The sequence below is a fragment of the Phocoenobacter uteri genome, assembly GCF_900454895.1.
Lineage (GTDB): Bacteria > Pseudomonadota > Gammaproteobacteria > Enterobacterales > Pasteurellaceae > Phocoenobacter > Phocoenobacter uteri.
In genome coordinates this window covers 1399180-1413588 of record NZ_UGTA01000001.1, presented here as the reverse complement: position 1 = coordinate 1413588, position 14409 = coordinate 1399180, and the positions used below count along the sequence as shown (strand labels likewise).

Below are 14409 nucleotides of genomic sequence, written 5' to 3'. Positions count from 1 at the left end.
ATAAAAGAAGAATAATAAGGATAAAAAACGTGGCAAAAAGTATTCAAGCAATTCGTGGAATGAACGATTGTGCCCCAACAGAAACCCCATTATGGCAATGGGTAGAAAAGCAAATTAGAGATGCTCTGGCAAGCTATGGTTATAGTGAAATGCGTAGCCCAGTGTTAGAGCCAACAGCGTTATTCAAACGTGGTGTTGGTGAAGCGACGGATATCGTTGAAAAAGAGATGTTTACCTTTAAAGATCGTGATGATGAAAGCTTAACATTACGCCCAGAAGGAACTGCTGGTTGTGTGCGTGCAGCGATTCAAAACGGTTGGATTTATAACAACGAACAACGTATGTGGTATATGGGACCAATGTTCCGTTATGAGCGTCCACAAAAAGGACGTTATCGTCAATTCCACCAATGTGGTGTGGAAGTATTTGGGATCAATAACCCAGAGGCTGATGCCGAATTGATTTTATTAACGGCTCGTTTATGGGAAAAATTAGGTATTCGTCAGCACGTTACCTTAGAGTTAAATTCAATCGGTGGCTTAGAAACGCGTACTAAATACCGCGAGGCGTTGGTTGAATTTTTAAATCAACATTTAGCGATTTTAGACGAAGATTGTAAACGCCGTTTAACCACGAATCCAATTCGTATTTTAGATACCAAAAATGCGGATATTCAAGCGGTATTAAATGACGCACCAAAATTACATGATTTCTTAAATGAAGAAGAGAAAACGCACTTTGCAGGCGTTTGTCAGATCTTAGATCAACTCGGGATCGACTATGTAATCAACCAAAAATTAGTGCGTGGCTTAGATTACTATAACAAAACCGTATTTGAGTGGGTAACCACAGCGTTGGGTTCACAAGGTACAGTTTGTGCGGGTGGACGTTATGACGGTTTAGTAGCACAACTTGGTGGACACGCAACTGCGGGTGTGGGCTTTGCAATGGGCTTAGAGCGTTTAGTGCTTTTAGTTCAAGAAGTAAATAGTGAAGTGGTGTTGCCTCGTACAGTGGATCTTTATGTGGTTTACAATGGCGAGAATGTTACCGCATCTGCTTTTAAACTCGCAGAAAAATTGCGTGCTGAGTTGCCTGAATTACGCACAATGTTACATTGCAGTGGCGGTGCATTTAAAAAACAATTTAAACGTGCTGATAAATTAGGGGCAAAAATTGCCTTAGTACTTGGCGAAACTGAAGTGGCAGAAAATACAGTTGTTGTGAAGGATCTGTTTGGTGAAGCAGAACAGATGACAATCTCACAAGCTGAACTAATTAACGAATTAAAAAAACGTTTTTAATAAGGAAAAATTATGAGTGAATATTTGAATCAAACCGAAGAACAAGAATTTAACAATGTTAAAAAATGGTTCCAAGAAAATGGCACGCCAATTCTAGTGGTGATTTGTGTAATTTCATTAAGTGTTTTTGGTTGGAATTTTTGGAAAAATCATAAACTACAAGCAACACAGCAAACATCAACAAATTACCAAGCGGTAATGACAAGTTATTTGCAAAATCCTGAAAAAAATCAACCGCTTGTAGAAAGATTTATTACTGAAAACCAAGATACAAGCTATGCTGTTTTCTCCGCATTAGAAATTGCAAAACAACAAGTTGAATCTGCTCAGTTTGAAAAAGCACAAGCAACGTTGCAAAATGCATTAACGAGTACACAAGATGCAACCTTACAAAATGTGATCCGTTTACGTTTAGCAATGGTTGATTATCAATTAAATCAACTAGATGACGCATTAAACCTATTATCACAGGTGGAAGGCAAAGCGTGGGATCTGCGTAAACAGCTTTTAACTGGCGATATTTTAGTATCAAAAGGGGATAAAGCCGCAGCGAAAAGTGCTTATGAGCAAGCGAAACAAAATGCACCAGCAAGCGTACAATCTTTAATTGATATGCGTTTAAATAATTTATAAAACGTCATTCATTTTTCATTCAAAGGGGGAGTTATGAATACGACACAAACGGATAATTTATTTGAGAAGATCCAACACGAGCTTTTTTCTGGCTGGAAGCCTTTTGAGGTGGTTTGGTTAGGGCTATTTTTAGTCGCTCAGATTATTGCTTTTATCCTTCAACCAGATACTTTGTTGGGAATGATTGCAGGGATTTCAGGGATCATTTGTGTTGTATTTGCTGGTAAAGGAAAAATCAGTAACTACTTCTTTGGTTTGATTTTTGCATATAGTTATTTTTATGTTTCTCTTGGTAATAATTATTTGGGTGAAATGAATACCACCCTCTATGTTTATATCCCTGCTCAGTTCATTGGTTATTTTCTTTGGAAAGAGAATATGCAAAGTCAAGACGGTAATGCGACGGTTGTTGCAAAATCTTTAGACTTAAAAGGCTGGGGAATTTTAATCGCTAGCGTTGCTGTGGGATCGTTATGCTTTATTAGTGCATTAAATCATTTTGGTGGTAGTTCAGCTGGGTTAGATGGTGTTACAACAGTATTAGTTGTTGCAGCACAATTATTGATGATTTTACGTTACCGTGAGCAATGGGCTCTATGGATCGTTATCAATATTCTAAGTATGATTCTTTGGGGCGAAACACCAGCGATGTATTTGATGTATGGAGCGTATTTGCTTAACTCATTATATGGTTATTACAACTGGACAAAATTACAAAAAGCGTAATTTATAATAGATTATAGAAAGAAAAAGGGAACATAATGTTCCCTTTTTTATTGTATTGTTAGCTTTGTTTTGCCATTTCAAATTCAATCAGCATCATTAAAATATGAATCACTTTGATATGAATTTCTTGGGTGCGATCGGCATAACGGAAATGAGGTACACGAATTTCAACATCCGCAATTCCTGCCATTTTTCCACCGTCTTTACCTGTCATTGCAATGGTTTTCATTCCTTTGGCTTTTGCCGCTTGCATTGCATTGATGATATTCTGTGAATTTCCAGAAGTTGAAAGACCGAATAATACATCGCCTTTTTGCCCTACGCCTTCAACATAGCGAGAGAATACATATTCATAACCAAAGTCGTTACTGACACAACTTAAATGACTAACATCAGAAATTGCGATTGCAGGGTAACTTGGACGATTTTCACGATAGCGTCCTGTCAATTCTTCGGCGAAGTGCATAGCATCACAGTGTGAGCCACCGTTCCCGCAAGAAAGTACTTTACCGCCTTGTTTAAAGCTATCTGAAATCAATAATGCGGCTTCTTGAATTAACTGAATGTTTTTTTCATCTGTCATAAATTTATTTAAGACATCAGCTGCTTCTTGCAATTCACTTAAAATTTGTTGTTGATACATCATTTCTCCTTAACTATTACCCAACCCTTTTTGAGCACTTTTGTTTTCAATAAATTCAATTTTGTAACCATCAGGATCTTCAGCAAAAGCGATCACCGTATTACCGCCTAATACAGGTCCAGCTTCTCGAGTAATTTTTCCGCCCGCTTTTTTTATTGCTTCACAGGTTGCATAAACATCATCGACACCTAATGCGATATGACCGTACGCTGTGCCAAGTTCATATTCATTGACACCCCAGTTATAGGTTAATTCAATCACTGCACCTTTATCTTCATCGTCGTAACCAACAAAAGCAAGGGTGTATTTATATTCTTGATTTTCGCTTGTGCGTAATAGACGCATACCTAATACTTCTGTGTAGAATTTCAGAGAACGTTCTAGATCCGTGACACGGAACATTGTATGTAAAATTCGCATTAAAACACCTCATTTGATTATCACAAAACTGTGACATTATGGCATAATAGCCTTTTAAAATCCTAGTAAAATTTATTTATTATGCACGATCACGATTCAAAACCTAAACACGAAATTGCCATTCACGGCTCACTTCCTTTAATTTTAATGCTTTTTATTGAAATGGCATTAAATTTTTATTCTGCACCAGCAAATAGCCTTTTTATTTCACCCTATTTACTCTCTTTTTTTACATTGGGTTTAATTAGCTTTATTGTCCTTTGGAAAGGCAAAATTTGTCGAGGGCAGAGAAGTCGTTTTACTTTTGTTTTAACGCTATTGATTATTTTTGCGGTAGGCAATTTCTTATATGCAGTTATTTTTACCCCTAAACATTCACCCGCGATTATTACAAATTTAGCTTCTGTCTTTTTATCAATTATATATTGGCGATTACCAAAAGATAAAAGTTTGTATCAAACAATGATTTATTGTGCGTTTGGTATTATAGCGGTCGGATTTATTCAATATTTTGCAATTTATTGGTTTGAATTGCCATCCATTTTTAACTGGCTAAGAGGCAATAATTTTGCTCAAATTTTATTGGGTATACTGCTTTCAGGTTGGTATTTAGTACTTGCAAAAAGCCGTTTAGAATCATTTTTAAAGCTATTGGTTAAACTGGCTCTGATTTTTGCAGTATTAAATTATATTTGGACAGCTTTTGTGCTTTATCTTTTGCCAGCACAATTTATCAATTATGTTTTAGTAAGCGGTTATTTTCTTGTGCAATTTTGCATATTAGCAATGCTTGGTTGGTTGTTATTAGGAAAAAATATCAAAAATATGACTGCTTGGACAATTGCTACTTTCTGTGCAATGCTATACCCATTTATCAATTGTTAATTTTTTATAATTGAATTTAGTTCTAAAAATACTATTTTTAAACAAGAAAATGCCCTAGTCTCAAGAGGCTAGGGCATTTGTTGTTATAAATTGAGAAAATTATGATTTCTCATTGTAATATTGATAAGCCTCATCAATAGAATTGAAATGGTGTAAATGACCTTTATCAAGCACCATTGCATTATTGCAGTATGCTCTTATCGAAGAGGGGCTATGAGAAACAAGAATAATTGAACGATCCTTTCTTTTTTCAAAAAGTTCATATTTACATTTTGCAGAAAAACGAGAGTCCCCAACCGCGATCACTTCATCAATTAAATAACAATCAAATTCTACGGAGAGTGAAAGTGCAAATGCAAGGCGGGCTTTCATTCCTGATGAATAACTTTTTACAGGCTCATTCAGGTAATCCCCTAGTTCGGAAAACTCTTTTGTAAATTCTGTGACATAATCAACATCTGCATTGTAAATACGACAAATAAATCGTAAATTATCCATACCCGTCAAGCTGCCCTGAAATGCACCACTAAATGCTAGCGGCCAAGAGATGCTCATTTTTCTATTTATCGTGCCAGAAGTAGGGGCTTCCACGCCACTAATTAAACGAATAAGCGTTGATTTTCCTGCACCATTTTTTCCTAGAATACCGATTTTTTCACCTTTATTTAAGGTTAGGTTAATATCTGTTAAAACTTGCTTTTTTCCACTGCGAGTAGAATACGTTTTATTTACATTGAGAAGTTCAATCATTAAGGTTCAATTCCTTCACTAAATTTTCTGACCATAACAAGTCCTATAAAAATCATCACTAGATCACAAGAGAATAAAAAGAGAATATTCTCGTGCGTGATGACGGAATCTCCAAAATAGCCTTTTCTAAACATCTCTGTGCCTGAAATCATCGGAATCCATTTAGCATATTCTTGAATGTCAGTTGGTAGTGAATCGACAAAGAAAAAAGCACCAGATAATGGAATCATTACAAAAGCAAGCGTACCCCATATCTTACCAAAAGGCTCAATATATTGAGCAATAGAACAAATAATCAAGCCAAGTCCCATCGCAAAAAAAGACATCATTATCCAGGCTACAAGCATATAAAAAATATCCGCTGGCATATCAATTAAATTAAATATAATTAAAATTGCCATAATGACTATTTGAGCAATACTTGCCCCTAAAACTTCTAGTAGCATTCGTGTGAAAATAGTGTCTAAAACACGTACATTTCGATGATATAGCAATGCAATATTGGCAGATATTGAACCAATTGCTTTATTTGACGTATTTCGCCACATCATCGCTAAGGGGTATCCTGTCACAGTAAAAGCAATAATATTCAAATCAGAGATACGATTGGCTTTCATTACTCCCCACATAATTGTAATGATCGCGGTTAGTAATAAAGGCTCAACAAAAAGCCATAAAAACCCAATATTTTTACGGCCATAGCGAGTGATGATTTCACGCATCAATAGTGCATAAATCACTCGCCCTTGTATTCTTAATGATTGCCAAAAAGTTGTAGAATCACCGTATTGCATTAGTTTTTATGCTCTCTTATGCTTGCAACAATCAGTTTTAAGATGCCGAATAACATTAAACAGATGAAGAACGTTGAGATAATGTTATATAGGCGATGTGGTTCTAGTGCAATGTCTGGCTTACTAGGCGGATTGATTACTTCTAAATATAATTGCTGTCTATCAATCTCATTTTGTGTATGCTGTAATGACGTGATCGCACTTGCTAACATCTGATCGGCTAATTTATTATCAAGGATTAAACGTTGATATTCAGAAGATTGGGTAACAAAAGAACCATTTTCATTATAAAGCTCAGAAAGTTGTTTGGTGATTTCATTTTTGATATTTTTTTCCCTTAATTTCAAAGATGAAACCTGAGGATTATAAGGTGAAATCGCAATAAGTTGAGCCAATTGATTCTGGATATCAATCAGTTTAACTTGAAGGTTACTTACTAAAGAAAATTGCTCACCTGATTGAGCTGACAGATCAAAAATATTATTTTTAATACGATAGTTCGTTAGCGTTTTTCCAACTTCTTTTACTCGTTCTTCTGCATCTTTTACATTTTTTTTAGCGAAAAATAAAGCATCATTTCTTGCTCGAGTGTTTAATTTGTTGATTAAGTTTTCACCTAGCCTTAAGAGTTCATTATTTATGTTTACACCATCTTCTGGTGAAAATGCGTGAATACTTAATGTTGCAATGCCTGACGTTCTATCAAGATTAACGTTAATATGTTTACGGAAATATTGATAAAATGATTCTTTCGAATTATCAAGTCCAAAGGTATTAAACTTACTTAAAAAATCACCTTTATCTTCATAAAATGCTTTTACAGGTAATGTTACTTGAAGTTGAGATAAGGCATCACGAGAATAGAGATATTCTCTTAATGTGTAAGAGTCATCTTGTGAGCGAGAAAATCCAACGCCTTGAAGCAAAGCTCCAAATCCACTTAATGAATTATTTGTTGTGGATGAACGAACAACAAAGCTTGATTGAGAAATATAAACATCAGATGCAAATATTCCAAAATAAATGACCGCTAAGAAAGTCGGTGCAACAACAATGCTATAAAATAATACAGAAAATTTTCTTAAAAATTTCTTTAACTTTTTTAATTTTTTCATTTTTATCTTATACCTTTAATTAGCCGTTACTGATTTTACAGAGCGAGCAGTTGATATGCTTGTAGAGAATACCATTCTTAAGAATTTGTTGAATTCTGCAAGAGGTGCATTCGATACATAAACGATATCTTTATCTTGAATTGGAAATTTTTGTAAGATAAAAAATGACTGTGGTTTTGATAAGTCTATATTATACACAGTTGGAATTTCTGTATCTGTTGAATAGCCTTGTTTGTACCATTGTTGCTGTTTTGCATCAGGTAATGTATTTAATGGCATATATCGGAATACAAAAATACCACGAGGATCTGAACGAGTATCGATTAAGCCCCCCATTTTTCCGATAGCTTCCGCTAAATTTAAGCCTTTAGTTGGAAATTTAACTTGGCGATTTGTTCCTAATGCTCCCAATCCAGTGAAACTTGATGGTTTGTCTAATAATGCTAATACATCACCAGAACGAAGTGGGATATTCTGTGCTGGCTCTTTAATCAAGCTTTCAAGAGGAATTGTTTTAACCGCATTTTTTCTTGTTAATTGGACAGTTACTTCTTGTATATTATTCGGCGTTCCTCCAACTGCTGCTACAGCATCTAAAATACGTTCACCATAAGTTGTAAGAGGCATTCGAATACTGCCACCTTCACGGATAATAGAAACATTTGCAGAATTATTCTGAGTCACACGAACGATTACCTGAGGTTGATTCGCCTTATTTCTCAATGAGTTGACTAATTGATTTTGAATTTGCTCAGGAGTTTTTCCTTTTACAAAAACACTGCCAACAAAAGGTACGGTTATACGTCCTCTTTTATTGACCATTTGCTCGGGTAATTTCACCAATTTAGAGTTTCCTTGCCCGATTTCAGGAGAAGTTACACCGAATAGCACTGCAGGCGGTGCTTCCCAAATGTAAACGGATAGGATATCCCCTTCATTAACTTCACCATTAAAACTGCCTTTATTTGTAAGTGTTGACAATTGCTGACTTACAGTCGATGAAGACATTTGTTGAGCAAGAGGAAGATCAACATTAACGATATTTACGCGTTGTGGTAGTTGTGTAATTATTGCATCTTTACTCGGACCTGTTGTCGGTAAGAGTGAACAGCCAGAAACAAGCATTATGGAACTTAGTGCTAAAATTGTTTTTATTTTCATTTTATCTTTTAAGTTAAAAATATAATGGTTAATAATACCACAAATATCAAAGTATTCTAAATATTCATAGATTTACTTTAATAATATCGAATTTAGAGACCAACATATATCGATCCCTTATTTAGAATAGTTTAATTAAGTTCTTTAACAATTTCTTTCAAATATTGCTTCAAACTATCTTTCATTTTCGGATTATGAAGACTATATTTTATAAAAGCTTGTGCATAGCCAATCTTATCGCCACAATCAAACGTATCACCTTTTATTCGAAAAGCTTCTATATTTTGTTCTCTGTTTGCAATTAAAGAATCGATAGCATCAGTTAATTGGATTTCACCACCAGTCCCTTCTTTTGTTTGCTCCAACAAAGGCCATAAATTTTTACTAAATACGTATCGACCAACTACAGCTAAATTAGATGGAGCATCCTCAATCTCAGGTTTTTCAACCATTTTTACAATTTTTGTACTTTCACCTTCTTGAATATCAACCCCTAGACAATCAGCAATACCATAATCCTTCACTTTTTCCCTTGGAACAGGAGATACCATGATTTGACTATATCCAGTTTTATTAAAACGTTGAACCATTGCAGAAAGATTTTCTGTTTTATGATTACTTGAAAAATCAGGTAATAATACATCAGGTAATACCACAGCAAAATCATCATCGCCAATAATACTTCTTGCACACAAAACAGCATGACCAAGACCTTTTGCTTGCCCTTGTCTTATATGAATCAAACGAACATCTTCAGGAATAATATTACGAACTTCTTCAAGGAGTACTTTTTTCTGCCGTCTTTCAAGCATTGTTTCCAATTCAAACGTAGTATCAAAATAATTTTCAATTGAATTTTTACTACTATGAGTAACTAAGACAATTTCTTTAAAACCAGCGTCCACACATTCTTTCACTATATAATGAATAAGTGGCTTATCTGCAATCGTCAACATTTCCTTAGGAATTGCTTTAGTTGCTGGTAACATTCTTGTACCTAGTCCAGCAACTGGAATTATTACTTTCATTTAGTTATCTCCATTAAAAATATCTCTAGTATAAACCTTATCTATTACATCGGATAAGTTGTCTGAAATTCTGTTTGCGATAATAATATCAGACTTATTTTTGAACTTATCTAATGATTTTGAAACATTAATCCCATTAAAATGACTATCTTGTAACACTGGTTCATAAATTACAATATCTACGCCAGCATGTTTTAAATGATCAATAATAGTTTGAATTGCTGATGATCTAAAATTATCAGAATTTGATTTCATAATTAAACGATAAATTCCGACAGTTTTAGGATTCTTACTCAAAATATCATCGGCGATAAATTGTTTTCTAATTTCATTAGATTCAACAATTGCCTTAATCATACTTTGTGGCACATCTTTGTAGTTTGCAAGTAACTGTTTGGTATCTTTTGGTAAACAATAACCACCATAACCAAAACTTGGATTATTATAATGTTCGCCAACACGAGGATCTAAACCAACACCTTCTATAATATGTTTGGTATTTAAACCTTTGATTTGAGCATAAGTATCCAACTCATTAAAATAGGCTACTCGCATTGCAAGATAAGTATTTGCAAATAACTTAATTGCTTCAGCTTCGGTATTATCCACAAATAGTGTCGCAATATTTTCTTTGATTGCACCTTGAACCAATAAATCAGCAAATACTTTTGCTCTTGTAGAGTCTTCCCCAATAATAATTCTGCTAGGGTGAAGATTATCGTATAAGGCTTTACTTTCTCTTAAAAACTCCGGTGAGAAAATAATATTATCCGTATTAAATTTTTGCTTAACACTCTCGGTAAAACCAACAGGAATAGTTGATTTAATGATAATTGTTGCATTTGGATTTAATCTTAAAGCATCTTCAATTACACTTTCAACGCTTGAAGTATCAAAAAAATTTGTTTCTGTATCATAATTTGTTGGTGTTGCTACTAAAATAAATTCTGCTCCTTTATAAGCTATTTCTTTATCCATTGTAGCATCAAGATACAACTCTTTCTCTGCTAAAAATTGCTCAATTTCATTATCAGAAATAGGTGATTTTCGATTATTGATAGCTTCAACTCGTGATTCAACAATATCTAAAAGTGTTACTTTATTGTGTTGAGAAAGTAATACTGCATTTGATAATCCAACATATCCAGCACCAACGACTGTGATTTTTTTCATAATAACCTTCTTATTTTATAGATAAAATTACCAATTATTTATATAGCTACGGTTCCATCCAATATTCTGCTTGAGAACTCTAGCAGGATTTCCTCCGATCACTACATTGTCTTCTTTAAATTTCTTTGCAACTACTGCTTGTGTAGCAACAACACAACCGTTAAGAATTTCCGTACCTTTTAAAATCGTCACTCCACTACCAAACCAATTATTATCACCAATTATTATAGGTTTAGTTGTATTAACACAAATTTTTGGAGAGCCTAAATTATAAATAACATGACCATCGGTAGCTCTTATAGTAATATTAGAGCTAAACATACAGTTTTTTCCTATCGTTATAGAACAATTATCCTCATTAGCCATTGCAAATCTTCCTGACTCTATTGAAAATCCTTCATCTATAAATAAAGACGATCCCTTACCTCCTGCCATATCAACAACAAGATTTCTAATACCTCTTTTATGAGTTTCTAATATCTCTATATTGGAGAACTCTCTCATTTTAAATTGAGTATTATGAAAAATTGTTTTTTCTGAAACGATAACTTTATTATTATCTCCAAAAAAATGAATTGTTAACCCTTCGATAGTAGATACTGGAATAAGAGTACCATCAATATTCTTTATGAATATCTGATTCATATTAAAACTCCCCAACAACTTTCAACGCTTCTGCAATAGTAACATCCATATCTAAATAACGATATGTTCCTAATCGACCGACAAAAGTAACATTTTTTTCTTGAGCTGCCTTGTATCGATATTTTTCAATAAGTTCATTTCCACCAACTAGATTAATTGGATAATATGGCGTATCTTCCTGTTCGCATGAACGACTATATTCTTCAAAATATACAGTGTCTTCAAAGCTTTCCCAAGTAGAAAAATATTTATGTTCTGATATTCTTGTATAAGGCACGCTAACATCGCCATAATTCATTACAGCACAGCCTTGAAAATCACCTTTTGCATATTTTTTCTTAAAATCTAATGTTCTATAAGGTAATCGACCATATTCATAATTGAAATAACCGTCAATAGTACCAGAGTAAAAAACGTGATCAAATTCGACCGCTTGTTCTCTAACAAATGGTGTATTTAAACGAATTTCAATATTTTGATGATCTAATATATTTTCAATCATTTTAGTATAACCATCTTTTGGCATACCTTGATAAGGGTGTGCAAAATAATTATCATCATAATTAAAACGCACAGGTAATCTTTTTAGAATACTTGCAGGTAAATTCTTAGGATCTATACCCCACTGCTTTTGAGTATATCCTTTAAAAAATGCCTCATATAAATCTTTACCAACAAAACGCATTGCTTGCTCCTCAAAACTTTGAGGATCTGTAATACTCATATCAGCCTGTTGTTCAATAAACGCTCTTGCTTCATTAGGTGAAAGCGTTTTATTAAAAAACTGGTTAATAGTATGCAAATTTACAGGTAATGAGAAAACTTGCCCCTTAGTCGTACTTTTTACTCTATTAACATAAGGTTTAAATTCCATATATTGATTCACAAAATCCCATACCTCTTTATTATCTGTATGAAAAATATGAGGTCCATACACATGAATCATAACTCCTGTTTTATCATCTCTTTCTGTATGACAATTACCACCAATATGATTTCGGCTTTCAAAAATTGTAATTTTATGCCCTTTTTCAGCTAATTTTCTTGCTATTACAGCACAAGATAATCCAGCTCCTGCCATTGCGATATTTTTCATATTTTTACCTCTTTTAACCCATCAACTATTTGTTTATGTCTCTTTTTATAAAACTCTAACTTCTCTTTTGGAACTCGATCTCTTGCCCAAGTGAGAAGATCTCTAGTAAATTTTTGCCAATAATTGAAGAGTACTGGATAATCATCATATTTTTTCAATAAGTTATGTGTATATCTATAAGCCTCTAATACCATTAATCTACGCTCATCAGAAATATTTGTAATTTGTTGGCGAACATCAAACTTACGATGTGTACAAATAGCTTTATCAAAAACACCAATATTTTTAGCAGCAATAATAGTATGCCAATGATAAGGAACATCATTATGAACTACTGTTTTACCAAAGAAGATATTTTCATTATGTAATAATGAGGTTTTGATAATTCGTATCCAAGGATAATTTACCATTTGACTCGATAAAATTTTCTTTTCTTGATTTGAAGAAGATTTTAATAATTTATTCCAAAGATCTTGATCTGCGTTCCACATACCTCTTGTCGTATTTTTTTCAAAGAAATTAATTTTATATGTAAACATTAATAAGTCATTTTTGTTTTTATCTGCAAACTTAATTGCCTCTTCCAATGCTTTAATATCAACAATATCATCAGCATCAACAAAATATGAGTATTTTCCTGTTAATAATGGAATAACTAAGTTTCTTGCAACTCCTGCACCTTTATTATTTTGAAAGAATGAATATACTCGCTCATTATTTTTGGCGTAAGAATCACAAAGTTCTGTTGAGCCATCTGTTGAACCATCATCAACCAAGAAAATCTCTGTTTTTAAATTTATTTTTAATAGTTCATCAACTAATTTAGGCAACAAATCAACACAATTATATACTGGTATAACAATTGATAAATCTAAATCAGGGTAGTGTTTATTGTACTCTGTACAACGTTTATAAAAATTCGAACGAATTTTTTCTACTGTGTTTTTAGATAAGTTAGCCTCTTTTTCAATATCCATTGAAACTTGTGCATAACGTTTTTGGATCACTTTTTTGATCTTATCTTGTTCTTGTCTATCAATGACCCAGTTAGATCTATATGAAAAATCAATTAATTCTTTTTTGAAATTTTCAGGAACAAAACTGTCTTTAAATAAAAAGTTTTTTATTGTATTCAAATGACTAAATAATGCAGATAATTTAAAATTCATTGCCCCCATCGTTTGACCTTCTCTTTCCATTCGGTGTTGTGCAACAACATAATCAAGCATAATTACTTTACTTGCTTTTGTTAAAACAAACCAATGCAAAGGGTTATCTTCATAAAAATAGTCACCTTCTGGAAAGCGAATATTATTTTTATTTATAAAAGAGCGTAAATATAATTTACGCCAAGGAACCGGCGATATTCTAAAAACAGATGGTGTATCTTTCGGATGAAATACTTTATTCAACGGAATATCATTCCAATTTCCTTTATCATAAGAAATCTTTTTTTCTCTACTTTTATCATCAAATGTTATAAAGTCAGCAATAACAATTTCAGTATTAGTTCTTTCTGCTAAATCAACCATTTTTTCAATAGCATGCTGATCTAAAATATCATCACTATCAGCATAAGCAATATATTTTCCTTGTGCAGCATCAACACCAACATTACTTGGTATCCCTGCACCGCCTAATGTATTAAATTCAAGATCGATTACCTTAACCCTGCTATCTTGTTTTTCATACATTTTAATGATATTTAAACTATGGTCTGTTGAAGCATCATTAACAATTATTAATTCAATATTTTTATAACTTTGATTTAAAACTGATAAAATTGCAGTATCTAAATAATTTGCCACATTAAAAACAGGCATAATAACCGAAACTAACGGCTGATTACTATTCCCTGTTATAACTTGATTTCTTTGCTGAATAGGAGAACCAATATTTTGCTCGCATAATTTAATATTAAATTGCGCACTTTTATAAAGTAAGCTATCACTAGAAACCTTACGATACTCATCTATTGCTTTTTGATAATTTCCTTGTTCAAAATAAAGATTACCTTGTTTTAAACTCATTTATTG

Annotated in this window: 15 protein-coding genes; 4 read left to right on the top strand and 11 right to left on the bottom strand. The window is 33.2% G+C overall.

Annotation, left to right across the window (positions count from 1 at the left end):
* Positions 1–29: 29 nt before the first annotated feature.
* Genes hisS through pnuC form a run of 3 tightly spaced genes read left to right on the top strand, consistent with a single transcriptional unit; the run spans position 30 to position 2663 of the window.
* Positions 30–1304, top strand: a complete 1275-nt coding sequence (gene hisS / locus DYE60_RS06485; protein WP_115315816.1) for a histidine--tRNA ligase — start codon at positions 30–32, stop codon at positions 1302–1304.
* 9 nt (positions 1305–1313) lie between these two features.
* On the top strand, positions 1314–1937 hold the full coding sequence (locus DYE60_RS06480; RefSeq protein WP_172460411.1) for a YfgM family protein: 624 nt from the start codon (positions 1314–1316) through the stop codon (positions 1935–1937).
* Positions 1938–1970: 33 nt separating this feature from the next.
* On the top strand, positions 1971–2663 hold the full coding sequence (gene pnuC / locus DYE60_RS06475; RefSeq protein WP_115315814.1) for a nicotinamide riboside transporter PnuC: 693 nt from the start codon (positions 1971–1973) through the stop codon (positions 2661–2663).
* A gap of 58 nt (positions 2664–2721) precedes the next feature.
* On the opposite strand, the gene lpcA is transcribed toward pnuC, so the two are convergent.
* Both lpcA and gloA read right to left on the bottom strand, forming a co-directional pair.
* On the bottom strand, positions 2722–3306 hold the full coding sequence (gene lpcA, locus DYE60_RS06470) for a D-sedoheptulose 7-phosphate isomerase (RefSeq protein WP_115315813.1): 585 nt from the start codon (positions 3304–3306) through the stop codon (positions 2722–2724).
* Positions 3307–3315: 9 nt separating this feature from the next.
* The gene (gene gloA, locus DYE60_RS06465; protein WP_115315812.1) at positions 3316–3726 is read right to left on the bottom strand and encodes a lactoylglutathione lyase; all 411 of its coding nucleotides are present in this window, start codon (positions 3724–3726) and stop codon (positions 3316–3318) included.
* Between the two features lie 78 nt (positions 3727–3804).
* On the opposite strand from gloA, the gene DYE60_RS06460 reads away from it, so the two are divergent.
* On the top strand, positions 3805–4611 hold the full coding sequence (locus DYE60_RS06460; protein ID WP_115315811.1) for a hypothetical protein: 807 nt from the start codon (positions 3805–3807) through the stop codon (positions 4609–4611).
* A gap of 99 nt (positions 4612–4710) precedes the next feature.
* Here DYE60_RS06460 and DYE60_RS06455 read toward each other — a convergent pair whose 3' ends face one another.
* From DYE60_RS06455 to DYE60_RS06415, 9 genes are all read right to left on the bottom strand, one after another.
* The gene (locus DYE60_RS06455; protein ID WP_115315810.1) at positions 4711–5361 is read right to left on the bottom strand and encodes an ABC transporter ATP-binding protein; all 651 of its coding nucleotides are present in this window, start codon (positions 5359–5361) and stop codon (positions 4711–4713) included.
* Positions 5361–6155 carry an ABC transporter permease gene (locus DYE60_RS06450; protein WP_115315809.1) on the bottom strand — a complete coding sequence of 265 codons (795 nt, stop codon included), beginning with the start codon at positions 6153–6155 and terminating at the stop codon, positions 5361–5363. Before DYE60_RS06450 ends, DYE60_RS06455 begins: the two co-directional genes overlap by 1 nt.
* Positions 6155–7270: a capsule biosynthesis protein gene (locus tag DYE60_RS06445; RefSeq protein WP_115315808.1), complete on the bottom strand. Its 1116-nt coding sequence runs from the start codon at positions 7268–7270 to the stop codon at positions 6155–6157. Before DYE60_RS06445 ends, DYE60_RS06450 begins: the two co-directional genes overlap by 1 nt.
* Before the next feature lie 15 nt (positions 7271–7285).
* On the bottom strand, positions 7286–8431 hold the full coding sequence (locus DYE60_RS06440; protein ID WP_115315807.1) for a polysaccharide biosynthesis/export family protein: 1146 nt from the start codon (positions 8429–8431) through the stop codon (positions 7286–7288).
* A 131-nt stretch (positions 8432–8562) separates the two neighbouring features.
* Positions 8563–9459 (bottom strand): UTP--glucose-1-phosphate uridylyltransferase GalU, encoded by an 897-nt coding sequence (gene galU, locus DYE60_RS06435; RefSeq protein ID WP_115315806.1) that lies wholly within the window; start codon positions 9457–9459, stop codon positions 8563–8565.
* Positions 9460–10632: a nucleotide sugar dehydrogenase gene (locus DYE60_RS06430; protein ID WP_115315805.1), complete on the bottom strand. Its 1173-nt coding sequence runs from the start codon at positions 10630–10632 to the stop codon at positions 9460–9462.
* Positions 10633–10659: 27 nt separating this feature from the next.
* A complete protein-coding gene (locus DYE60_RS06425) occupies positions 10660–11277 on the bottom strand; it encodes an acyltransferase (RefSeq protein WP_115315804.1) in 618 nt (205 codons plus the stop codon).
* Position 11278: 1 nt separating this feature from the next.
* Positions 11279–12373, bottom strand: coding sequence for a UDP-galactopyranose mutase (gene glf, locus DYE60_RS06420; protein WP_115315803.1), 1095 nt, complete (start codon positions 12371–12373; stop codon positions 11279–11281).
* Positions 12370–14403: a glycosyltransferase family 2 protein gene (locus tag DYE60_RS06415; RefSeq protein ID WP_115315802.1), complete on the bottom strand. Its 2034-nt coding sequence runs from the start codon at positions 14401–14403 to the stop codon at positions 12370–12372. The genes glf and DYE60_RS06415 overlap by 4 nt, the downstream gene beginning before the upstream one ends.
* Positions 14404–14409: the final 6 nt, after the last annotated feature.

What these genes read in the sequence shown, in the direction of transcription:
- pnuC (WP_115315814.1), top strand. Translation starts at nt 1,971, where the DNA reads ATGAATACGACACAAACGGATAATTTATTTGAGAAGATCCAACACGAG.
- lpcA (WP_115315813.1), bottom strand. Translation starts at nt 3,306, where the DNA reads ATGTATCAACAACAAATTTTAAGTGAATTGCAAGAAGCAGCTGATGTC.
- gloA (WP_115315812.1), bottom strand. Translation starts at nt 3,726, where the DNA reads ATGCGAATTTTACATACAATGTTCCGTGTCACGGATCTAGAACGTTCT.
- DYE60_RS06455 (WP_115315810.1), bottom strand. Translation starts at nt 5,361, where the DNA reads ATGATTGAACTTCTCAATGTAAATAAAACGTATTCTACTCGCAGTGGA.
- DYE60_RS06450 (WP_115315809.1), bottom strand. Translation starts at nt 6,155, where the DNA reads ATGCAATACGGTGATTCTACAACTTTTTGGCAATCATTAAGAATACAA.
- DYE60_RS06445 (WP_115315808.1), bottom strand. Translation starts at nt 7,270, where the DNA reads ATGAAAAAATTAAAAAAGTTAAAGAAATTTTTAAGAAAATTTTCTGTA.
- DYE60_RS06440 (WP_115315807.1), bottom strand. Translation starts at nt 8,431, where the DNA reads ATGAAAATAAAAACAATTTTAGCACTAAGTTCCATAATGCTTGTTTCT.
- galU (WP_115315806.1), bottom strand. Translation starts at nt 9,459, where the DNA reads ATGAAAGTAATAATTCCAGTTGCTGGACTAGGTACAAGAATGTTACCA.
- DYE60_RS06430 (WP_115315805.1), bottom strand. Translation starts at nt 10,632, where the DNA reads ATGAAAAAAATCACAGTCGTTGGTGCTGGATATGTTGGATTATCAAAT.
- DYE60_RS06425 (WP_115315804.1), bottom strand. Translation starts at nt 11,277, where the DNA reads ATGAATCAGATATTCATAAAGAATATTGATGGTACTCTTATTCCAGTA.
- glf (WP_115315803.1), bottom strand. Translation starts at nt 12,373, where the DNA reads ATGAAAAATATCGCAATGGCAGGAGCTGGATTATCTTGTGCTGTAATA.
- DYE60_RS06415 (WP_115315802.1), bottom strand. Translation starts at nt 14,403, where the DNA reads ATGAGTTTAAAACAAGGTAATCTTTATTTTGAACAAGGAAATTATCAA.